Source organism: Paenibacillus sp. J22R160, assembly GCF_059692135.1.
This window is the reverse complement of the sequence record NZ_JCAUAU010000004.1, coordinates 219,336-240,863: the sequence shown is the minus strand read 5'-3', so window position 1 is coordinate 240,863 and position 21,528 is coordinate 219,336. Positions and strand designations below refer to the sequence as shown.

General features: G+C 45.2%; 20 protein-coding genes. 18 read left to right on the top strand and 2 right to left on the bottom strand.

The features are described 5' to 3' along the window. The first annotated feature begins 147 nt into the window (after window positions 1-147). The 5 genes from hflX (at window position 148) to AC58UW_RS11775 (ending at window position 5,951) form a co-directional block, all read left to right on the top strand. Window positions 148-1,470 (top strand): GTPase HflX, encoded by a 1,323-nt coding sequence (gene hflX / locus AC58UW_RS11795; protein ID WP_497420855.1) that lies wholly within the window; start codon window positions 148-150, stop codon window positions 1,468-1,470. Window positions 1,471-1,475: 5 nt separating this feature from the next. Next, window positions 1,476-2,726, top strand: coding sequence for a methionine gamma-lyase family protein (locus tag AC58UW_RS11790; RefSeq protein WP_497420854.1), 1,251 nt, complete (start codon window positions 1,476-1,478; stop codon window positions 2,724-2,726). A 97-nt stretch (window positions 2,727-2,823) separates the two neighbouring features. Further along, window positions 2,824-3,234 carry a MerR family transcriptional regulator gene (locus tag AC58UW_RS11785; RefSeq protein WP_145655132.1) on the top strand — a complete coding sequence of 137 codons (411 nt, stop codon included), beginning with the start codon at window positions 2,824-2,826 and terminating at the stop codon, window positions 3,232-3,234. Between the two features lie 38 nt (window positions 3,235-3,272). Then, the gene (glnA, locus tag AC58UW_RS11780; RefSeq protein ID WP_497420853.1) at window positions 3,273-4,613 is read left to right on the top strand and encodes a type I glutamate--ammonia ligase; all 1,341 of its coding nucleotides are present in this window, start codon (window positions 3,273-3,275) and stop codon (window positions 4,611-4,613) included. Between the two features lie 99 nt (window positions 4,614-4,712). Next, window positions 4,713-5,951 (top strand): aminopeptidase, encoded by a 1,239-nt coding sequence (locus AC58UW_RS11775; RefSeq protein WP_497420852.1) that lies wholly within the window; start codon window positions 4,713-4,715, stop codon window positions 5,949-5,951. A gap of 490 nt (window positions 5,952-6,441) precedes the next feature. Here the strand turns inward: AC58UW_RS11775 and lexA are convergent, their stop codons facing one another. Beyond that, complete coding sequence (lexA, locus tag AC58UW_RS11770; protein ID WP_127451671.1) at window positions 6,442-7,059, bottom strand: transcriptional repressor LexA; 618 nt, start codon at window positions 7,057-7,059, stop codon at window positions 6,442-6,444. Between the two features lie 147 nt (window positions 7,060-7,206). Here lexA and AC58UW_RS11765 point away from each other — a divergent pair, with 147 nt between their 5' ends. The 3 genes from AC58UW_RS11765 (at window position 7,207) to AC58UW_RS11755 (ending at window position 8,757) form a co-directional block, all read left to right on the top strand. Next, window positions 7,207-7,599: a LysM peptidoglycan-binding domain-containing protein gene (locus tag AC58UW_RS11765; protein ID WP_497420851.1), complete on the top strand. Its 393-nt coding sequence runs from the start codon at window positions 7,207-7,209 to the stop codon at window positions 7,597-7,599. A gap of 140 nt (window positions 7,600-7,739) precedes the next feature. Continuing rightward, window positions 7,740-7,922 carry a DUF896 domain-containing protein gene (locus AC58UW_RS11760; RefSeq protein ID WP_497420850.1) on the top strand — a complete coding sequence of 61 codons (183 nt, stop codon included), beginning with the start codon at window positions 7,740-7,742 and terminating at the stop codon, window positions 7,920-7,922. A gap of 43 nt (window positions 7,923-7,965) precedes the next feature. Further along, window positions 7,966-8,757, top strand: a complete 792-nt coding sequence (locus AC58UW_RS11755) for an HAD family hydrolase (RefSeq protein ID WP_497420849.1) — start codon at window positions 7,966-7,968, stop codon at window positions 8,755-8,757. 75 nt (window positions 8,758-8,832) lie between these two features. Here AC58UW_RS11755 and AC58UW_RS11750 read toward each other — a convergent pair whose 3' ends face one another. Continuing rightward, a complete protein-coding gene (locus AC58UW_RS11750) occupies window positions 8,833-9,372 on the bottom strand; it encodes a 1,2-dihydroxy-3-keto-5-methylthiopentene dioxygenase (RefSeq protein WP_497420848.1) in 540 nt (179 codons plus the stop codon). A gap of 217 nt (window positions 9,373-9,589) precedes the next feature. On the opposite strand from AC58UW_RS11750, the gene metH reads away from it, so the two are divergent. From metH to AC58UW_RS11700, 10 genes are all read left to right on the top strand, one after another. Next, window positions 9,590-13,027, top strand: a complete 3,438-nt coding sequence (gene metH / locus AC58UW_RS11745; RefSeq protein WP_497420847.1) for a methionine synthase — start codon at window positions 9,590-9,592, stop codon at window positions 13,025-13,027. Between the two features lie 110 nt (window positions 13,028-13,137). After that, the gene (rnz, locus tag AC58UW_RS11740; RefSeq protein WP_497420846.1) at window positions 13,138-14,067 is read left to right on the top strand and encodes a ribonuclease Z; all 930 of its coding nucleotides are present in this window, start codon (window positions 13,138-13,140) and stop codon (window positions 14,065-14,067) included. A gap of 283 nt (window positions 14,068-14,350) precedes the next feature. Next, window positions 14,351-14,701, top strand: coding sequence for a CidA/LrgA family protein (locus tag AC58UW_RS11735; protein ID WP_477500843.1), 351 nt, complete (start codon window positions 14,351-14,353; stop codon window positions 14,699-14,701). Beyond that, entirely contained in the window at window positions 14,691-15,380 is a 690-nt protein-coding gene (locus AC58UW_RS11730) for an LrgB family protein (protein WP_497420845.1), read from the top strand. The genes AC58UW_RS11735 and AC58UW_RS11730 overlap by 11 nt, the downstream gene beginning before the upstream one ends. Before the next feature lie 125 nt (window positions 15,381-15,505). Then, window positions 15,506-16,306: a GNAT family N-acetyltransferase gene (locus tag AC58UW_RS11725; RefSeq protein ID WP_497420844.1), complete on the top strand. Its 801-nt coding sequence runs from the start codon at window positions 15,506-15,508 to the stop codon at window positions 16,304-16,306. A 16-nt stretch (window positions 16,307-16,322) separates the two neighbouring features. After that, entirely contained in the window at window positions 16,323-17,270 is a 948-nt protein-coding gene (locus AC58UW_RS11720) for a lysophospholipid acyltransferase family protein (protein ID WP_497420843.1), read from the top strand. A gap of 31 nt (window positions 17,271-17,301) precedes the next feature. Beyond that, window positions 17,302-18,297, top strand: a complete 996-nt coding sequence (locus AC58UW_RS11715; protein WP_497420842.1) for a metal-dependent hydrolase — start codon at window positions 17,302-17,304, stop codon at window positions 18,295-18,297. Between the two features lie 198 nt (window positions 18,298-18,495). After that, window positions 18,496-19,050, top strand: a complete 555-nt coding sequence (locus AC58UW_RS11710; RefSeq protein ID WP_497420841.1) for a type IV pilus modification PilV family protein — start codon at window positions 18,496-18,498, stop codon at window positions 19,048-19,050. Next, window positions 19,034-19,582: a PulJ/GspJ family protein gene (locus tag AC58UW_RS11705; RefSeq protein ID WP_497420840.1), complete on the top strand. Its 549-nt coding sequence runs from the start codon at window positions 19,034-19,036 to the stop codon at window positions 19,580-19,582. Before AC58UW_RS11710 ends, AC58UW_RS11705 begins: the two co-directional genes overlap by 17 nt. Window positions 19,583-19,593: 11 nt before the next feature. Next, window positions 19,594-21,510, top strand: coding sequence for a hypothetical protein (locus AC58UW_RS11700; protein ID WP_497420839.1), 1,917 nt, complete (start codon window positions 19,594-19,596; stop codon window positions 21,508-21,510). Window positions 21,511-21,528: the final 18 nt, after the last annotated feature.

Here is a 21,528-nt window from a genome sequence, read left to right as displayed (position 1 = left end):
CGGTTTTTTTGACTGCGTTTTGTTATAATTGAACTTTCCAGCGCAGTAAATTGACTTTCCCAAGCATTTCCTACACAATGATGAAGGAATCCGCCTATTTGAGGGGATTTCAATCGTGAAAGTGCAAGGTAAAGGAGACTATAACTTATGAAAACAACTTCACATATGGTTGAAAAAGAGATTGATGACCGCGCTGTGCTCGTCAGTCTGGTTACACAGAAGCAGAAGCGCAATGAAGAATTAGCCGAATATTCGCTGCAGGAGTTAGTAAAACTGGCTGAAACAGCGGGAGTACAGGTTTTGGAAACCATGACACAGAACAAAGAAACGAAGGATAGCAAATGGTTTATCGGCAAAGGGAAAGTCGATGAATTGAAGGCAATGTTGGAAGATTTGGGAGGAAACACCGCGATTTTTGATCAAGAGCTATCGGGTGCTCAAGTCCGTAATCTGGAAGCGGCCCTCGATGTCAAAATCATTGATCGCACACAGCTCATTCTAGATATCTTTGCACAGCGCGCGAAAACGCGTGAAGGCATTATCCAGGTTGAATTGGCACAGCTCAGCTATTTGCTTCCAAGGCTTTCTGGTCAAGGGAAGAACCTTTCCAGGCTTGGCGGCGGTATCGGTACAAGAGGTCCCGGGGAGTCCAAGTTGGAGACAGATCGCCGGCATATCCGAGGACGTATAGACGAGTTAAAGGCGCAGCTTGAAGAAGTCGTTCGTCATCGCACCTTGCACCGAGAGCGCCGGAAGAAAACCGGTGTGTTCCAGGTTGCTCTCGTCGGCTATACGAATGCTGGTAAATCAACTTTATTGAAACAATTAACGCAAGCCGACGTCTATATTGAGAACCAGCTTTTTGCTACCCTAGACCCGACATCACGGACGATGGAACTGCCAAGCGGCAAGGAGATCGTTCTTACAGATACCGTAGGATTTATTCAAAACTTGCCGCATGATCTTGTAGCTTCATTCCGTGCTACATTGGAGGAGGCCAATGAAGCCGATCTCATTCTCCACGTCGTTGACAGCTCAACAGATATGCGGGGCGAGCAGATGCGCGTCGTAAGCGAAGTCCTTAAAGAGCTTGGCGCCCATCAGAAGGAACAATTGACACTTTTCAACAAAATCGATGCGTGTCCCCAGGAAGACCGAGAATTACTAACGACCGAAGGGGAGTTTCTGAAGATTAGCGCTTTCGATCAAGCGGATTTGGAGCGTCTGAGGAACACGATTCAAGAAAAGCTGATGGGGGATAGCAAAGAGTTTCGTATTCCGGCCGATAAAGGAGACATCATCTCTTTAATGTACCGAATCGGCGATGTACTTGAAACGGAAGTAGACGGCGAGGATATGGTGTTTAAAGTCCGAGTGAACAAAGATGATTATGTTAAAGTCGCTTATCAGCTGGTCGCCTATGATCAGAATCCGCAGCATGAGGTTCAAGAGAACGAGGGAGAGAATTAATCATTATGCAATTTGGGGATAAAGTCATGTCGTTGATGGAAAGTGCAGAGCGTCAAGTCGAAAGCGCTTTTCGTCACATTGAAAAAACAATTGATCTGAATCAATGGAAAGTGATTAGCGCTTTTCAGAAACATAAAGTAAGTGATTATCATTTTGCCTCCTCCACAGGCTATGGGTACAATGATCGCGGTAGAGAGGTGCTCGATCTTGTGTATGCGGATAGCTTTGGGGCAGAGGCGGCGCTGGTTCGTCCGCATTTTGTGTCAGGAACGCATACAATCGGGACTGCATTGTTCGGTGTGCTTCGGCCAGGCGAACATCTACTTTACATAACAGGGAAGCCCTATGACACCTTGCATAAGGTGATTGGCAAACCTGGTGATGGCACAGGCTCACTGCAGGACTTTGGCATTGGCTATGACGAAGTAGCCTTGCTGGAGGATGGATCGCCCGACTGGGCGGCTATCGCAGCAGCTATTCAGCCGAACACGAAGGTGATCGGCATCCAACGCTCTCGCGGCTACTCCTGGCGGCCGTCGTTCACCACCCGGCAAATCGGAGAGATGGTCCGATTTGTCAAAGAAATCAACCCGAATCTTATCGTTTTCGTCGATAATTGCTATGGCGAGTTCACCGAGCTGCAGGAACCGACGCAGGTTGGCGTCGATTTGATGGCGGGCTCGCTGATCAAAAACCCCGGCGGCGGCATCGCCCCATCCGGGGGCTACATTGCCGGGCGGCAGGACCTCGTGGACCTCGCTGCCTATCGATTGACCGCCCCTGGCATTGGGGGCGAGGTCGGTGCCATGCTCGGTGCTACGCGAGCCATGTTTCAAGGGCTGTTCCTTGCCCCGCATTTGGTTGGGCAAGCGGTGAAGGGCTCGGTGTTCGCGAGTGCTGTATTCGAACAGCTGGGCTTCGAGAGCCATCCGCGTTGGGACGCGCAGCGGACGGATTTGATCCAAGCGATTCGCTTCACGTCGGCGGAACACTTGATCACGTTCGTGCAGGGCATCCAGAAAGCAGCTGCCGTGGATTCGCACGTAGTGCCTGAGCCGTGGGATATGCCCGGCTATGAGCATCCCGTCATTATGGCAGCCGGGACCTTCATCCAAGGCGGCAGCCTGGAGCTGTCCGCCGATGCTCCAATTCGCGAGCCTTACATCGCGTACATGCAGGGAGGACTTACTTATTCACATTGTAAGTTAGGGGTGCTTACGGCAATCCAACATATGGTAGACAAGGGATTGCTTTGAAAAAATAAGTCTGTGAACAAACCTTACACTCCTTGACACGTTTTTGTTACTTAGGTACAATATAGGAGAGGTACTTAACTTTGCAGGAGTGATTAGCATGAGTGATGATATACGTAGAAATATGGCGTTATTCCCGATCGGGATCGTCATGAAGCTGACGGATCTAACCGCACGACAAATTCGATATTACGAGCAGCATGAGCTTATTATTCCAGCCAGAACAGGCGGTAATCAACGACTCTACTCCTTTAATGATGTGGAACGACTACTTGAAATTAAAGATTTGATTGAAAAAGGCGTTAACATCGCAGGGATTAAGCAAGTGCTCATCCCAGTCGATAAAGATTCGGAAGATGCTACGATTTTGAACGAGCATACGGAAGTTAAGCGTAAGGAACTAACCGACTCCCAACTGCACAAAATGCTTAAGCAACAGTTGATAGGCGGGGGCAAGCGTCCAGATCAGGTTTCCCTCATCCAAGGACAGCTTTCCCGGTTTTATAAATAACACGCCGTAAGCGCTTCTAAAATGAGAGGAGAATGAACGTGACCTACAACAACAACTATACCAAAGAAGATATTCTACGCATTGCAAAAGAACAGAATGTCCGGTTCATTCGCTTGCAGTTTACGGACTTGATGGGAAGTATTAAGAACGTTGAGATTCCTTTCAGTCAGCTGGAAAAAGCGTTGGACAACAAAATGATGTTTGACGGTTCATCCATCGAAGGTTATGTACGTATTGAAGAGTCAGATATGTACTTGTATCCTGATTTGGATACATGGGTTATTTTCCCTTGGGTAACTGAAAGCAAAGTAGCTCGCTTGATCTGTGATATCTATTTGCCGGATGGCCGACCATTCCCAGGCGATCCACGTGCGATCTTGAAAAATACGCTGAAGCAAGCGGAAGAACTGGGCTACACAGCGATGAATGTAGGTCCTGAACCTGAGTTTTTCTTGTTCAAAACCGATGAAAAAGGCAATCCAACAACCGAGCTGAACGATCAAGGTGGATACTTTGATTTGGCTCCGATGGATCTTGGTGAAAACTGCCGTCGCGATATCGTGCTAACGCTTGAAGAAATGGGCTTTGAGATTGAAGCTTCTCACCACGAAGTAGCTCCTGGTCAGCATGAAATCGACTTCAAATATGCGGATGCGATCAAAGCGGCTGATCAAATTCAAACGTTTAAACTCGTTGTCAAAACCGTTGCTAGACAGCATGGTCTACATGCTTCCTTCATGCCTAAACCATTGTTCGGCATGAACGGCTCTGGCATGCACTGTCACCAATCCTTGTTCAAAGGTGATACCAACGCATTTTACGATGAGTCCGACAAGTTAGGTTTAAGTAATGTTGCAAGACATTACATGGCAGGTGTACTTCGCCATGCACGTTCTTTTGCAGCGATTACGAACCCAACGGTTAACTCTTATAAACGTCTCGTTCCTGGCTACGAAGCACCTTGTTACGTAGCATGGTCTGCGAGCAACCGTAGTCCGATGATTCGTATCCCGGCTTCCCGCGGCTTGAGCACGCGCGTTGAAGTTCGTAATCCGGATCCGGCTGCGAACCCATACTTGGCGCTTGCGGTCATGCTTGCAGCGGGTCTGGATGGCATCAAAAACAAAATGCAGCTGCCTCCTCCAACGGATCGCAACATTTATGTGATGACGGAAGAGGAAAGAGAAAACCAAGGTATTCCAAGCTTGCCTCTGAACTTGAAACAAGCTTTGGATGAGCTGCTGCGTGATGATGTAATCTGCGATACACTTGGCGAACATGCTTTAGCACATTTCTATGAGCTTAAAGAAATCGAGTGGGATATGTACCGCACACAGGTTCACCAATGGGAAAGAGATCAATATCTGTCCCTGTACTAAGATGATCAGCAGCGTTTGAAAACTAGATACGAAAGCCCGTCACGCTTCAGGCTCGCCCTGAGCTGATGGGCTTTTTCATGCGAAGGAGCAGGAACTCATATGGATAACTTTTTAGTCAACTTAGAAAAATATGCCGAATTGGTCGTTAAAATTGGCGTTAATTTGACCAAAGGTCAAGACCTCATGATCGAGTCACCGATTGAATGCTTGGACTTGACGCGTCTAATTGTTAAGAAAGCCTACGAAGCAGGAGCGAACTTTGTTCAGGTCAACTGGCAGGATGATTTCCTGACTCGTGCCCGGTTAGAAACGGCTCATGACGATGCACTCGACTACTACCCAGTGTGGTACACAGATATGCTTGAGCGTTTTGTTGAGAATGGCGGCGCACTACTGAATATTAAAGTGCCAGATCCTGACTTGTACGCCGGTATTGACGCCAGTGTGATTTCCAGAGCTTCCAAAGCGATGGCAACAGCACGTTCAAAGTATCAAAATTATGTGAGAACGAGCACGTTCAGCTGGTGCTTGATTAAAGCTCCGACTGCGGCTTGGGCATCCAAAGTTTACGCAGATATTCCTGAAGAAGAGCGGATGGACGCGATGTGGGACGCTATTTTCCGGTTCAATCGCGTTTACGAAAATGATCCAGTTAGCTCATGGCGCGCACATATTGAGCAATTGAAACGCGTTCGTAAGGTGCTGAACGAGAAGCAATATGCAGCGCTGCAATATCGGGCTGCGGGGACTGATTTGCGCGTAGAGCTGCCAGATGGCCATATTTGGCTGGGCGGTGATAAAGCGAACGCAAGCGGAATTCGCTTTGTTGCGAATATGCCGACGGAAGAAGTATTTACGATGCCCAAACGGACAGGCGTTAATGGGACGGTATCAAGTACGAAGCCGCTAAATGTTAACGGAGCATTGGTTGATAAGTTTTCGTTCAGGTTCGAAGAAGGAAAGGTCGTTGATTATAAGGCAGAAGTTGGCTATGAGCATTTGACAAGGTTATTGGAGATGGACGAGGGTGCTCGCTATCTGGGCGAAGTCGCGCTTGTTCCCTATGATTCGCCGATATCCAATGTTAATCGAATTTTTTACAATACAGGCATTGATGAGAATGCTTCCTGTCACCTTGCTTTAGGCAGCTGTTATCCGATAAATATCAAGGATGGAGCTTCTTTATCCAATGAAGAACTGAAAGCACGAGGCGGGAACACAAGTTTGATCCACGTGGATTTCATGATAGGGACGGCCGATCTTGAAATTGACGGTGTGCTTCAGGATGGCAGTTTGGAGCCTATTTTCCGTGAAGGTAATTGGGCGCTTGCGTTTTAGTGTCAGCTTGAGCAAAGCTTTGACTAGTACAAAGAACCGAGGGACGATTTGTCCTTCGGTTCTTTGTTTGTCTTAACTTTAAGAATTTACATGTTTGGGGGATTCTAGGGAACTCTGGTCCGTTATTAGCCTGCAAAAGCATATTATTCACTAGCGAGGGGAACTACAGTTCGCTATTTTGTGGATTTCATCGGAAAAGCGAGGTATTGAGGATAAATAAGGGCCTGTAGTTCCGCTTAGGGAGAAAATTGCTCGTTTTTCATGAAATAGAGTACGCCAGTTCCCTTTAGTGACCCCTTAGCTGGAGTCCTGCTAGGTTTTTATTAATTTATTAAGAAGTAGTACGAGATTTCAATAGAATGTATCAAAGAGATATCGCAGTTCTCTCTAGGTTCTCAAGTTCCTCGTAGGAAAAATGGATTCGCGGGAGAACACAGATACAAACGAATAAGGACCATCAGGATGATTCACCTGACGGTCCTTATTCGTCTTACATGTCACGGAATAATCCGATGACACGGCCAAGAATCGTAACATTCTTCAATAGGATCGGCTTCAAAGCGGAGTTTTCCGGTTGAAGACGGATATGGTCTTTCTCTTTGTAAAAACGTTTGACCGTAGCTTCATCGTCTTCTGTCATCGCGACAACGATGTCTCCGTTGTTCGCTGTTTGTTGCTGCTTGACGATGACATAATCGCCGTTATGTATGCCGGCTTCGATCATACTGTCACCCATGACGCTAAGCATGAACACGTTGTTATCCCCAACCATGCTGACAGGAAGAGGGAAGTAGTCTTCGATGTTCTCTGTCGCCGTAATCGGCACCCCAGCGGTAACTTTACCTACGAGCGGAACGCGTGCAACGGAAACAGCGAAATGAGTTTCAGCACCGTCTAAGCCAAGGATCTCGATGGCACGAGGTTTTGTTGGATCTCGACGAATTAACCCTTTCTTCTCAAGACGCTCCAAATGCCCGTGAACGGTTGAACTGGAGGCTAGTCCGACAGCCTCACCGATTTCGCGTACGGAAGGCGGGTAGCCCTTATCTTTCACTTCGTTCTTAATGTATTCTAAAATAGCTTGTTGACGCTGTGAAATCTTACTCAATAGTTATCACTCCAATACTGGGAATCATTACCCAAAGTATAACATAGAACCCGAGTTCGTACAAACATAAGTTCGAATAAATCGTTGACTCAAACATGTGTTCGTGTTATTCTAATAACAGAACAAATGTTTGGGGGATGATTATTCATGTATATGGCCTACTCACACACTAACAATTCACGCACACCTCATAGATCAACTACCGCGTCCAAAGGGATCGCAACCAAATCACGCAATACGAAAACTATCATTCGGTTTCTTTTCATTGCTCTCATTCTGGGGACTGTGTTCTTTTTCGGTGCCATGGTACAAGCTTATGCGTCAGCATCTTCGCCGACGAGCAGCTTGTCAAATCACTCGGAGACGAAGACTGTTGTTCCAGAGCAAGTCGTCATTCAAGAGGGCGATACGCTGTGGGACATTGCAACTACTCATAAGAAGAGTGGAGAGAACATTCGTTCCTATATAGATAAAATTAAGACGAAGAATCATCTAACTACGAGCTCTTTGAAAGAAGGACAGGTTTTATTGCTCCCTTGACAATTGCTTCCCTAATGAAATGGAAATAGACGGTGAGAGGCTAGGTATTGTTCCTAAGCCTCTTTTGATGTTTTCTTGACATTCCATTAGAGGGATGGCAAAGTAATACTCATATTGAATTTTTGAACTGGAGGATCATTATGAGTGACAGTATGGATAAAAACATTGAGCGCATAAATGAGCTTGCTCGTAAAGCGAAAACCGTTGGATTAACGGAAGCGGAAATCGATGAACGTAACGAACTGAGAAAAAAATATATTGAGGCTTTCCGAGGCAATCTTAAAGTCCAACTTGATTCCATCAAGTTCACGGACGAAGAGTAGTTGCTTTTTCACATAGAAACAACATTCAAAGGGGAAATGAATGATGACGTTGAAGGCTGTACTTTTTGATTTAGACGATACGCTCCTATGGGATGACCGTAGTGTACAAGAAGCTTTTGAAGCAACTTGCGCTGAAGCAGCCAAACACGCGGCTGTGAATCCAGAAGAGCTGGAGGCTGCTGTTCGTAAAGAAGCCCGTGCTTTATATGAGTCTTATGAAACTTTTTCATTCACCAAAATAATTGGTATTAATCCGTTTGAAGGACTATGGGCTAATTTCACGCAAGGTGAAAATGAAAATTTTCGCAAACTTGAAAAATTAGCGCCAGGCTATCGTACGGAATCGTGGACCCGCGGGCTTCGCGCGTTAGGCGTAGAAGATTCAGCACTTGGGTACAAGCTCGGCGAGCTTTTTCCTGCTGAACGCCGCAAGCGTCCTTACGTTTATGAAGAAACGTTCCGTGTACTGGATGCTTTGAAGGGTAACTACAAGTTGCTACTACTAACAAACGGATCGCCTGATCTTCAAAAAGAAAAATTAGCTGGCGTACCAGCTATTACGTCCTATTTCGATCATATTGTCATTTCAGGGGAATTTGGAGTAGGGAAACCGGATGTTTCAATTTTTCACCATGCACTTGAACTTCTGGGGATTCATGCGGAAGAAGGAATCATGATCGGTGATAAATTGACGACGGATATCCTTGGTTCGGGACGTGTAGGCATGCGCAATATTTGGATCAATCATCATGGACTGCAAAGTGGAGATGAGATTGTTCCTGCTAATGTGGTATCGCGCTTAGAGGAAGTTTTACCGATTATCGCTAATGCTTAATGCCGCATAACAAAAAGCCCAACGGCTGTTCGGACGAGGAGTCCAGCACTGTTGGGCTTTTGTCTAGATAAGGATTTAAGCTTTGTTGAAAGCTGGATCTTCCACGTTGTAAGCAACCCATCCATCTTTTTCAATGAAAAGACGAACGGCAACGATTTGGCGATTATCCATCAATGTAAAGAAGTGGTTCGTGTTCTCAGGAACCGAGATGACATCCCCTGGCTCAAGTTCTACATCGAAATAGCCGATTTCTTCGGATTTGATGATGAAGATACCTTTACCAGAAACGATTGCGCGAATTTCATCTTCCGTGTGTGTATGAACTTGCTCAAACTTCTTAAGGAGTTCTTCAATATTCGGTGTCGCGTCGGAAAGGGAGATAACATCCCAAATTTCGTATCCGCGTCTAGCTGCTAAATCACGGATTTCTGGTTCATAAGTGCTGATGATTTGAGCTTTCTCTTCATCATTAAGCACGAATTTCTCGCGAAGCGCTTCAGGAAGTTTGTTCGCATCCCAATGTTCATATACAACTTGTTGGCTATCCAAGAAGGCTTTGACTTGTTCTTCGCCTTCGATTCGTTCGTTCGTATTGCGAATTCTAATTTGTGCCATGCAGCATCCCTCTTTCTTAGTAAATATACTTGTATTATAGTGGAAATGATGTGCGCTGTCGATGCAAGTTCATAAGTTTACCCGATAAAACCTATAGGTATTTGTGATAATTCAAATTCTTTTCATAGAAGCCGTATTCTGTTACACTAAATCTTAACATAATTTGTCGATTATTTATTATCTATCGCTTTAGGATAAGTTGAAAGGGAGTCATTTCATGTCTAAACCACCGATTCAAGAGCAGCTAAAGAAAAAGATCATGATCCTCGATGGCGCCATGGGTACCATGATTCAGCAAGAGAATTTAACAGCTGAAGATTTCGGAGGCGATGATTTAGACGGCTGTAATGAAATTCTATGCGTAACTCGCCCGGATGTGATTCGTAAAATTCATGAAGCTTATTTCGCCGCAGGCGCGGATATGATAGAAACGAACACATTCGGAACTACAAGTGTAGTACTTGCCGAGTATGACTTGCAAGACCGTCACCGCGAGTTGAACCTCGCTGCAGCCAAGCTGGCTATCGAGGCAGCGAACAAATATTCAACACCGGAATGGCCTCGATATGTCGTAGGCGCAATGGGGCCAACAACCAAAACCTTATCAGTGACCGGAGGCGTTACGTTTGACCAGCTAGAGGATAGCTACTACGAGCAAGCCTTAGCTTTATGTGAGGCTGGGGTAGACGCGATTCTTCTGGAAACGTCACAAGATACTCTGAATGTGAAAGCTGGAAGCATTGGTATTCGCAGAGCTTTCGAAAAATTGGGCTTTGAACTGCCTATTATGATTTCGGGAACGATTGAACCAATGGGAACAACGCTCGCAGGGCAAAATATCGAATCGTTTTATATTTCACTTGAACATTTGAAACCCATCTCAATGGGATTGAACTGCGCTACAGGTCCTGAATTCATGAGGGATCACATTCGAACGCTGTCGGGTATTGCCGAAACCGCAATCAGCTGTTATCCGAATGCCGGATTGCCAGATGAGAATGGTCATTATCATGAATCGCCGGAGTCCTTGGCTAAGAAAATGGCAGGATTTGCTGAGCAAGGCTGGCTCAATATTGCTGGTGGATGCTGTGGAACAACGCCTGAGCACATTCGTGCCATGGCAGAAACGCTTAGTGAATACAAACCAAGAACGGAATATGGTACACATTTACCCGCTGTCTCGGGGATTGAAACTTTATTTATCGAGCCTGAAAACCGTCCGATCATGGTCGGTGAACGAACGAATATTTCGGGATCGCGTAAATTCAAGCGCTTGATTAAAGAAGGCAAATTTGAAGAAGGCTCAGAGATCGCACGTAATCAAGTGAAGAATGGCGCTCACGTCATCGATATCAATTTACAGGATACGGACATTGATGAGGCCTACGCGGTAGAAGAGTTCATGCAGCAGGTGGTCAAAAAGGTGAAGGTACCTTTGATGATTGACTCCACGTATGATCACATTATCGAGCTTGGGCTTAAATACTCGCAAGGTAAAGCGATTATTAACTCCATTAACCTGGAGGATGGCGAAGTGAAATTTGCCGGGATTTTACCTCTCATCCATCGATATGGGGCTGCCGTTGTTTGTATTCTCATTGATGAACGGGGCCAGGCCGTCTCGCGTGAAGCGAAACTTGAAGTGGCAACACGTTCTTATGAGCTGCTTACAGGGAAATACGGGATGAATCCTGAGGATATTATTTTTGACCCGAATATGTTCCCTGTAGGATCGGGGGATCCACAGTACATTGGTTCTGCTGTGGAAACGATTGAAGGCATTAAACTGATTAAAGAGAAATATCCAAGAGCCAAAACCATTCTCGGTTTGAGCAATATTTCATTCGGATTGCCGGATGCTGGGCGCGAAGTGTTGAACTCGGTTTATTTGTACCACTGTACGAGGGCGGGTCTCGATTATGCGATTGTGAACACAGAGAAGCTGGAGCGTTATGCCTCTATTTCGGAGGAAGAGCGTCAACTGGCTGAGGAACTGATTTACAATACCAATGATGAGACTTTGGCGAAATTTGTCGCTCATTTCCGTGAGAAGAAGGTCGAGAAGAAGGAGAAAATCTCCAATCTTTCCTTGGAAGAGCGCCTTGGTTCTTATGTGGTAGAAGGGACGAAGGAAGGGCTAATTCCAGATCTTGATATTGCGCTGAAAACATATTCGCCTCTGGAAGTAATTAATGGGCCGTTAATGAAAGGGATGGAAGAAGTAGGCCGACTCTTCAATGGCAATGAGTTGATTGTTGCGGAAGTACTTCAAAGTGCTGAGGTAATGAAAGCCTCCGTTAATTATTTGGAACCCTTTATGGAGAAATCCGAAACAGCTGTCAAAGGTAAAATTATCTTGGCAACCGTAAAAGGGGACGTGCATGATATCGGTAAAAATCTTGTCGAGATTATTCTGTCGAATAATGGTTACAAGATTATAAACCTTGGGATAAAAGTACCGCCAGATCAAATTGTTGATGCACAGCGCAGAGAGAACGCAGATGCGATCGGTTTATCGGGTCTATTGGTAAAATCCGCACAGCAAATGGTTATTACTGCGCAGGATTTGCGTACAGCAGGTGTTGATGTGCCGATCCTTGTTGGTGGCGCCGCGCTGACACGTAAGTTCACCAAAACGCGTATTCAACCGGAATACGAAGGCGTAGTGCTCTATGCGAAGGATGCCATGGACGGCCTGGATATTGCCAACCGCCTAAGCGATCCTGAGCAACGTAAACGTCTCATTCAAGAACTAAGAGAAAGTCTTGAATCCGATGTGATGGATACAGGCAAGAAGGAAGAGAAACAGCCGCAGCTTACACGTGTGAGTTCGTCTGCTGTGTCCAAGGATTTGCCTGTACAAGTGCCGCAGGATACGGAACGCCATATCATGAGAGATTACCCGATTAGCCATCTCATGCCATATGTCAACATGCAGATGCTTCTAGGCCATCATCTAGGTCTCAAAGGAAAAGTAGAGCTACTACTTAGCGATAAGGATACGAAGGCTCTTCAGCTTAAAGATACGGTCGATTCCATTCTGTATGCTGCTCAAAATAACGGAATCATTAAAGCTCATGGCATGTACCGCTTCTTCCCGGCACAATCAAGCGGAAACGATGTCATCGTCTACGACCCGCAAGATCAGAGTAAAGTTCTTGAAACCTTCACGTTCCCTCGTCAAGACAAAGAACCGTATCTGTGTCTAGCTGACTATTTGAAATCTGTAGAGAGCGGTCAGATGGATTATGTAGGCTTCTTGCTTGTGACAGCTGGGCATGATATTAATGAGCTGGCCAAGGAATGGCGTGACAAAGGAGATTACTTGAAATCTCACGCGCTGCAGGCGACAGCGTTGGAAGTAGCAGAAGGCTTTGCAGAACGTATCCATCATATTATGAGGGATGTTTGGGGGATCGCGGATCGCGTTGATATGACGATGCAGGAGAGATTCGGAGCCAAATATGTCGGACAACGTTTCTCCTTCGGTTATCCAGCCTGTCCTAATCTCGAGGATCAAGCCAAGTTGTTTAATCTTCTGAAACCCGAAGATATTGGCGTTGAGCTGACGGAGTCATTCATGATGGAGCCGGAAGCATCGGTTTCGGCTATCGTGTTTGCCCACAAAGAAGCACGTTATTTCAATGTAGGCTAAGAAAAAGTTATTGCACAAAGCGAGGCAGCTTGTCCGAACACGATGTTCGGCAGCGTCCTCGCTTTCGCTGCTACCAACAGTGATTTTCAGAGAGATTGGGGTTTTAGATCGTGGAACTATATTTTCTGGGAACTGGGGCAGGCATGCCTTCCAAGCAACGCAATGTAACATCAATAGCTCTTAACTTACTGGATGAACGAGGGGCTTATTGGTTATTTGACTGTGGAGAAGGTACTCAACAGCAGATTATGAACTCTCCCGTGAAGCTTGGACGTACTGAAATGCTGTTTATCACACATTTGCATGGAGACCATTTATACGGATTGCCGGGATTGTTAACAAGCCGCTCGTATTTGGGAGGCGATACTCCACTTACGATGTTTGGCCCGCCAGGGCTTAAACGCTTCGTTGAAACGGCTCTGGAAGTTAGCGGTGCGCATCTGACATATCTACTAAAGATTGTGGAGATCGAGGAAGAAGGACTCCTCTTCGAAGATGAAACATTTTTGGTTGAAACGGCGCGTTTGGAGCATCGAATCGAATGCTTTGGGTTTCGGATCATTGAAAAGGATCAACCCGGCAAGCTGATGCTGGATAAGTTGACGGCGCTGGGCATACCAGCCGGGCCGATCTACGGCATGCTCAAGCAAGGGCAGACGGTTCAGCTTGAGGATGGGCGCACGCTGCATGGCGCCGATTTCTTGGGTGCGCCGATTCCCGGACGCATCGTCGTAATCCTCGGCGACACCCGCTATTGCAGCGGGGCTCAGCTGTTGGCTCGAGGCGCCGATGTGCTTGTTCATGAGGCGACATTCGCCATGGATAAGCAGGAATTAGCCTATTCTTTTGATCATGCGACATCTACGGATGCGGCGCGAATTGCTCAAGAGGCGGGAGCGAATGCGTTGATTATGACGCACATTAGTTCTCGCTACCAAGGAGACGCTGTGCTGGAATTGCTGCAAGAAGCGCAGCATCATCACAGCAACAGTCATATTGCGAAGGACTTTTGGAGCTTTGAAGTGCCGCGCAAAGGATAAAATAAAGGGAGAGACTATCTCGGAAGGTTAGAAATGATCGAATGGATAGTCTCTTTTTTTTATTAGGTTGATCGTGTCCATATGTTTGAAGAAGTCATTTTCGCATTTCGTGCTCATACACTATCCAAAAGGTGTGAAACTGAGGTGACGAAATGGGGATTACAGCAGCGGAAATACTGCTTTCTATCTTTATGTCCTCGATTTTTTATGTTATGTTAAGAGAAATAAGAAATGCTTACAAAGACTCTGGATGACCTTGGTTTTGAGCAGATAAGGAGAAAACATGCTTGGTTTTGCCATTTTATTAGCTTTTAATTTCATAGGGTATGTGATCCAAATGGGCCTGCACCTGCCGCTACCTGGCAACGTGATCGGGCTCATGCTATTTACAGCGGCGTTATTCGCTAAGCTAGTTAAACTTGAATGGGTGGAAGAAGCCGCGTCGCTGCTGACCAGGCATATGATGCTTTTTTTTATCCCCTATACAGTTGGTATTCTCTTGTTTCTACCCATCATTGGAGCGAATCTGGTTGCCATTTGTGGTGGAATCGTTGGTGCGACAGCGGTTGTTCTGATCGTAACGGGATGGATATCATCTAAGCTTGGTAAGGAAGGGGAGAAATATGGCGGGTAATATGCTGCAGCACCCCTTATTCGGTTTATCGTTAAGTGTTCTGATTTATGCATTCGCGAATGTGATGTATCAACGATGGCGATTTATGCACCCGCTTTTTGTATGTACAGGACTTATCATTCTTATTTTAGTTGGTTTTCGAATTCCTTTTGAGGACTTTAAACATGGGGCAGATGTACTGACCCTTCTACTTGGACCGGCAACCGTCGCATTAGGTGTCCCGTTATATAAATATAGATCCTTGATCCAGGCCAATTTAAAACGCGTCATGCTTAGTGTATTGGCAGGTTCAATTACCGGCATTGCCTCGAGCGCAGTTATTGTTGGACTTTTAGGTGGCAGCCAGTCCATTATTCTTAGCATGCTTCCTAAGTCAGTCAGCTCACCAATCTCGATTGAAATAGCTACGCGACTTGGGGCGATTCCAGAGCTTACTGCCGTTTTAACGACGATGACAGGCCTGTTTGGCAGTATGTTTGGCACGCGTTTGTTGAACTGGTTGAAGATTAGAGACGACATCTCCATCGGGATTGCTCTAGGGACCGCCGCGCACGGCATAGGGACGGCTAAAGTCGTCAAAGATTCGGAGCAGCAGGGCGGCTTTGCCGGACTGTCGATGGCGCTTTGTGGCATCATGACATCCATTTTATTCATACCCATCTATTATTGGTTAAAATAATTTACATGCCCTTAAACCGTATTTCGTCGAAGTGACGAAAGCGGTTTATTTTACATTTTCCAAACATTACAAAATATTTACAATCCGAAAATGAAACCATAATAAACCTCTGCTACGATGGAAATGTGAGAATCCAGTGGAAAGGCGTGAAGATGATGAGTGGACCCCATCTGAATACGGCGCCTCAGCAGGCCAAATTAGCGGTTAGGCTTGCGTGCAGCGCAGATGAAATTGAGCAGGCCATGAGACTAAGGTATCAGGTTTTCGTTGAAGAAGAGAAAAACATGCGAATGCTCAATGAGGAGGGTCTTGAAAAAGACGCTTATGATGCGTACTGCGATCATCTCATTGTGAAAGATTTGGATACGGATCAGGTTGTTGGTACATACCGTCTGCTTCCTGGAGATCGTGCCATTCATGGCATCGGCTTTTATTCGGAAACCGAATTTAATCTAGCGGCTTATGCAGCGTATAAAGAACAAACGCTTGAGTTAGGCCGAAGCTGCATTGCACCGGAGTATCGCGGCGGTAAAGCGATTCAGCTTTTATGGGAAGGAATTGCCGGTTATATTACGGAACGAAACTACACCCATTTAATTGGCTGCGCTAGCGTACATATGAGCAATTTAGAAGATTTAAATCTAATTTATACAATGCTGCTTCAAAAACAGGTGATTACAAACCGATACGGCATTGAACCGTTATCCACGCACCGGATTCCCGGACTTGCTCGATTAGATGTTGAATGCAATGAGAAAGATGTGTTTCGTAAGCTTCCCCCGCTCATGAAGGGCTATCAATGGCTCGGTGCTGAAATTGGTGGAGATCCGGCGTATGATGAGCTATTTGAAACCGTCGATTTTTTCATTATTTTGGAAAAAGAGCGGGTTACAAGACGGTATAAACGTCACTTTCTAACAACCTAGGCAAGGAGGATTTGCTTTGTATGATGGGATCGCCAAACTAACTTCAGATGAACAAAAGCTGGCGCGTATCGAACGAATGCTGCGGGTCATTCCGCTATGGGTGTTGCAGGCGGTTTGTACGTTTATCTCTTTTGTCGGTTATGTTGCTTTGCGCAATAGCTTAGTAAGACGTGTGGAACATAATATTGCCGACTTGCTTGATGAAATGCCAAAACGTGCTGTTCGTGCGATTTCTAAAACTTATATGGGGAATGTTGTGTTTACGCTTGTTGAGATCCTTTTCTTATCTAAACGCATGTTAAATTTGCAAGCGCATAATTTCGATGTGCAGGGTGAGGAGAATCTTCAAGAAGCCCAGAGTCGTGCCAACGGGAAAGGTTTCATCGTCTATACGCCGCACATTGGCAACTTTTTCTATTACTATTGGTATTTGACCAGGAAGTATGATTGTCTTACTGTTGCTTCTGCAGGCAGCCCGGAGCTTAGACCGCTTTATTTTAAATTCGCTGCCATGGGCTGCAAGGGACTGGATTATGACAGTGTCCCTCCTCTGGAGCTGTATCGGACCTTAAAGAAGCATTTGCAGAGCGGCGGAGTCGTCTTTCTGCTCGGGGACTTCTGGCGCGCCTCGTTTCCTTTATCACGGTTCTTCGGCAGATTGACTCGCACACCTGAAGGTGCGGCGATGCTTGCTCATGATCTACGCATCCCGATTGTACCGTTTTATGGGCATCGCATCCGCGGATTTAAGCATAAGCTCATTTTTGGTTCACCACTCGAGCTGCAAACGGAGATACCGGGACGTATCGCTCGCGCCGAGGCGAACCTGCTGCTGAATGGGCTCATGGAGCGGGCCATACGTGAGCAGCCGGGCTCTTGGTTCTATTGGTTCAATGTGCATGAACGCTGGGAAGAAACGACTGCCACAAATGCCGATCAAACGACATCATCTGAAGTGGGATAACACACATAAACAAAGGATGGGTGATTGACACATGGACACAGGAAGCCATTTATTGTTCGGCGTCACCTTAGCAGGACTTGCTTGTTTGGAGCCTGTCGTATCGCAAGATCCGAATTTGACCCATGCAATTCTGGCCGGGACGCTCATTGGTTCGCATGCCCCTGATTTTGACACGATAGCAAGAATCAAAGGGTATTCGAACTATTTGCGTGTTCATCGAGGAATTACCCATTCCTTGCCGGCACTATTTATTTGGCCGATTGTGCTCAGCTTGCCTCTTGCAGCTATCTTTGGGGTATGGGATCATTTGTTTAGTTTGTATATGTGGACTTTGTTGGCTGTTGTTTTTCATGTGTTTTTGGACTTATTTAACGTATATGGTGTGCAGTGTTTCCGGCCGTTTTCTTCCAAATGGCATCATCTCGATACCCTCTGTCTCTACGAGCCTTTCCTGTTCGGCCTGCACACTGTTGGCGTACTTATTTGGATATTCGTCTGGCACGGCAGCGGGGGGCTTCATATCGGGGAAATGTTTGCGCTGATTTATGTGGCGACCTTCTTCTACATTGCCATAAGGAGCGATCAGCGGAAACGATTTATTCGACTAGTGAAAAAGGAACTGAATCTGGAAGACGGGATCTGTCATCTCATCCCCAGTCTCAGTTGGTTTCGTTGGCAATTCGTTATTGAGAGCGATACACGGTTTTACTTGGGTGAAATTCGGTATGGTTCTGTCGTGACTGAAGTGGAATATAGCAAAATTGACTATAATCAGGAACAGTCACACCCGATCGTGCAAGCTACCCTGACTACGGATGGCGTCCGTGCTTTCCTGCACTTCGCGCAGCGCATCCATGTGTGCTGGACCGAGAAAACAGACGGCTATGAAGTACAGTGGCGCGATGTCCGGTTCTGGCATCAACGAAAGTTGCCTTTCGGAGTGAACGTCCTGCTGGATCGGGACATGAACGTTGTCAGCGACACGCTTGGATGGGATAAAAAGGCGTGGGACCCGCCTTACGTCTAAAGTTGAGAAAAGCTTAAGAAGCCTTGCTCCTATAAGGGAGTATGGCTTTTTTGACATTTTAGGAAAGCGACACAATTTGAGCCCGGTTTGTCATTTTTTATGCAGGGAAATCGGTCATTGGGGTCGAAGATATGGTACAATAGTCCTATATAGAAGTTCTTTAAGATGTCGAAATTATTAATTCTAGGAGCACATGAGATGATTAGAAGAGAACCCCGTGAAGAGGGATTTACGCTGATTGAGGTTTTGGCTGCGACGGTGATTTTGTCTGTAGCTTCCATGGCGATGATGGCGTTTTTCATCAACGCAATGTCCTATAACAAAGGGAATCAGAATAAGACGGTGATGGTGAATTTGGCGAGGAATGCCTTGTTTTATATGGAAAAGCAGAACTATGCAACGATTCATAATTATTTTATTGATTCTACTACGAAAAACCCTCCTATTTCACCCAAGGACTGTAGTCCTAGAAATATTTGTCCCAATGCTAATTTGCAAAATTTATTTCTAAACCCGAATATGAAGCTTTGGGATGTGCTTAATCCCAAGGTAAATGATATTGAATATCAAATATCCGTGTCTTATCAGGATGAAATAACAGATGAATTGAAAAAAGATCCTGTAAAAAAAGGGATGGCAGATTATTTACTGCCAATTCGTGTTGAAGTAAATGTCAAAGATAACAACGTGAATAACGGAAGAAATAAACCCGTCATTGTGGAGGGCTATATCGCCAATGAGACGATTCGTTAGCAGAATGAAAGAGCAAAAAGGTTACTCGTTGATCGAGCTTATTGCTGCTATAAGTATTTTTTCTTTAATAGCCGGCTCCATTTATGGAGTAATTAACTTTGGATTTAAGGCCTATGATCGTGTAAATGTCGAGAATTCTCTGCGTGACGAAGGCGATATCATTATGTCGGCCATTATGAGTGAGTTTTATACACAAGGACCCGAAACCATCGAGAACTTCAGCACGAACAATGAAACGGAAAATGGCATTTTGATGCACATAAAAACAATAGATCAAAATAATGTTGTGCATCATTCAGTCAGTCATGTGGTTATTGATAACTCTGACCATAAAGTGTATATCTATAGCGATCAAAAGTCTGCCAGCCGTGCTGTTGCTATAAAATCTCAAGTTATGAGTGAATCTATCATACATATAAATAGCTGTACGAATGGATGTACGAATGGACTTATTAATGTCACATTGGAATTGAGTCAGACATCTAAAGGAAGAGATCACAAGCTCAAGCTGCAAAGCCAGTTCGGTTTCTAAGGAGGAATAACATGTTTCGCGAGGAACGCGGTTCAGCATTGCTGTTGGTTTTATTTATGGTTCTTATATTTTCAATACTAGGTTTGGCTGTGTTGAGTGCAAGTATAGGCGGTGCAACGAGAACGGAGACGAAGCAGAAGGATGTTCAAAGTCTGCATCTGGCAGAGAAGGCGTTGAATGAAGCCGCTGCTTATATCATGTCGGATTTTCAAAGTCAGGACGGCGTTAATATTGATGAAGTTCAAGAGAGGTTAGATGATATTAAAGTGCAGTTAAACGGAAGATCCACTAGCACTTCACTTGATGTAGATGTTGGTGCGGCCAGAGGGGAAATTGAGAGTATTACTTTCAAACAAAATGATAAAGAAGACAGCTCACTAAATTATAAAATTACGATAAACGCTGTAGCAACTGTCAATAATGTCACGCGTCGACTAACTCAGGAGCTTACCCTGGACACATTCCCAGATTCACTGAAATATGCGATGGGTTCGGAAGGTAATGTGCTGATTAACGGAACGCCTTATATCATCGGTGATATTTATGCAGGTGAGGCTTTAAAGGTTAAAAACGAAGCAGAATACTTATACCTGGGTACACCTTTATATCAATCGACGAAATTCCCGAAACTGGAGGGAAGCGCCTACGTACAAAAGAATGCATCCGGAGACGGGCTAAATGCCTATTACTGTGAAACTGTGAGTGCTCATTTTTCTCAAACTAGTCCCCAATGTGATACGATTGAAAACGTCGGCGACAGCAATAGCGATTATAAGAGTATTAGTGAAGAAGAGGGAGAGGGAGTAAAAACAATCAAAGATGTGCTGACTAGCACGGATTCGGCAAATATACATGTCAAAGATCAGAGTAAATTTGCAGGAATTGATGTAAACGAGGCATTCGTGGATAAAATGGTTCAGGCCATCGGGAAAGACAAAGCTGCTCCAGATAGACAAAGAGCTGAGATGAAGACGGCACTGGCGTCGCGAGACAGTCTGACAAGACATTTGCGTCCATGGATTGAGATTATTGATCCGCTGTCTGAAGTGGTGCCTGATCCTGCAAATGAGGTGGCATATGCCGCGTATGAGGCGAAGAAACAAAGTCTTAAGACTTTGTTTTCTAATGAGCTTGATACTACAATGCTGTATGATGGTAATTTAACGATTGATGGAGGCGACATATTCAGTGATTTGCTTTACACAGAGAGAAGTAAACATCCAGAGCCTGTAGATTTAAACAAAAGCAGTTGGTTCATCGTGAACGGTGATTTAACGATTAATAATACTAGTTTAAAGAGAAGCAGCATTGACATTAAAGCTAACATACTGGTTACAGGAAATTTGTCTATTCATAATACAGTTAATATGGATTCAACCATTTACACGTTAGGCAAAACTGAGATTGTGGATGCTTCTATTTTAGGGTTGGATAGTAAAGAGTTGGTTGGAAATGAGCTGAATGATAAAGAGTTGAAAGGTAGGGAGTTAGTCCTTATTTCTAAAGGAGCTATCGATATTTATCGCGTCAATTCGTTTCGTGAGATCAAGGCACCTTTTGAGTATGTTACGAGCTCAGCTGGAAACATACCAGTAGAGACGCATCCTGATAATCCCCCAATTTTAAAAGCCTTTTTCTATACAGATAGTGATGCAACGATATATGGTGTTGGTTCTGTCATATGGGTTTATGGCGGTTTTTTTGCCAAAGGTAGCCTTACCGTAAATGCTATCCGTGGGAATGCTGCTGGCCATGTAGAAAGCATTCAAATGGACTATCAAGCGGAAGTCAACTCTGAGAATCTATCGCGTCTTATCATTGACTATAACAATCAAATTTTTGAAAATCAGGACGTTGGTTTGCCACGCGTTTCCAAGGTAGGCTTGACCATAGGAAAGAAAAAGCAAGTAACAGAATTTAAAAAGTGAGGATGAAAATAAAAAGCC

What these genes read in the sequence shown, in the direction of transcription:
- AC58UW_RS11730 (WP_497420845.1), top strand. Translation starts at nt 14,691, where the DNA reads ATGGCGGGTAATATGCTGCAGCACCCCTTATTCGGTTTATCGTTAAGT.
- AC58UW_RS11755 (WP_497420849.1), top strand. Translation starts at nt 7,966, where the DNA reads ATGACGTTGAAGGCTGTACTTTTTGATTTAGACGATACGCTCCTATGG.
- AC58UW_RS11705 (WP_497420840.1), top strand. Translation starts at nt 19,034, where the DNA reads ATGAGACGATTCGTTAGCAGAATGAAAGAGCAAAAAGGTTACTCGTTG.
- AC58UW_RS11700 (WP_497420839.1), top strand. Translation starts at nt 19,594, where the DNA reads ATGTTTCGCGAGGAACGCGGTTCAGCATTGCTGTTGGTTTTATTTATG.
- AC58UW_RS11735 (WP_477500843.1), top strand. Translation starts at nt 14,351, where the DNA reads ATGCTTGGTTTTGCCATTTTATTAGCTTTTAATTTCATAGGGTATGTG.
- AC58UW_RS11765 (WP_497420851.1), top strand. Translation starts at nt 7,207, where the DNA reads ATGTATATGGCCTACTCACACACTAACAATTCACGCACACCTCATAGA.
- metH (WP_497420847.1), top strand. Translation starts at nt 9,590, where the DNA reads ATGTCTAAACCACCGATTCAAGAGCAGCTAAAGAAAAAGATCATGATC.
- AC58UW_RS11790 (WP_497420854.1), top strand. Translation starts at nt 1,476, where the DNA reads ATGCAATTTGGGGATAAAGTCATGTCGTTGATGGAAAGTGCAGAGCGT.
- AC58UW_RS11710 (WP_497420841.1), top strand. Translation starts at nt 18,496, where the DNA reads ATGATTAGAAGAGAACCCCGTGAAGAGGGATTTACGCTGATTGAGGTT.
- AC58UW_RS11715 (WP_497420842.1), top strand. Translation starts at nt 17,302, where the DNA reads ATGGACACAGGAAGCCATTTATTGTTCGGCGTCACCTTAGCAGGACTT.
- AC58UW_RS11775 (WP_497420852.1), top strand. Translation starts at nt 4,713, where the DNA reads ATGGATAACTTTTTAGTCAACTTAGAAAAATATGCCGAATTGGTCGTT.
- hflX (WP_497420855.1), top strand. Translation starts at nt 148, where the DNA reads ATGAAAACAACTTCACATATGGTTGAAAAAGAGATTGATGACCGCGCT.
- AC58UW_RS11760 (WP_497420850.1), top strand. Translation starts at nt 7,740, where the DNA reads ATGAGTGACAGTATGGATAAAAACATTGAGCGCATAAATGAGCTTGCT.
- AC58UW_RS11750 (WP_497420848.1), bottom strand. Translation starts at nt 9,372, where the DNA reads ATGGCACAAATTAGAATTCGCAATACGAACGAACGAATCGAAGGCGAA.
- AC58UW_RS11785 (WP_145655132.1), top strand. Translation starts at nt 2,824, where the DNA reads ATGAGTGATGATATACGTAGAAATATGGCGTTATTCCCGATCGGGATC.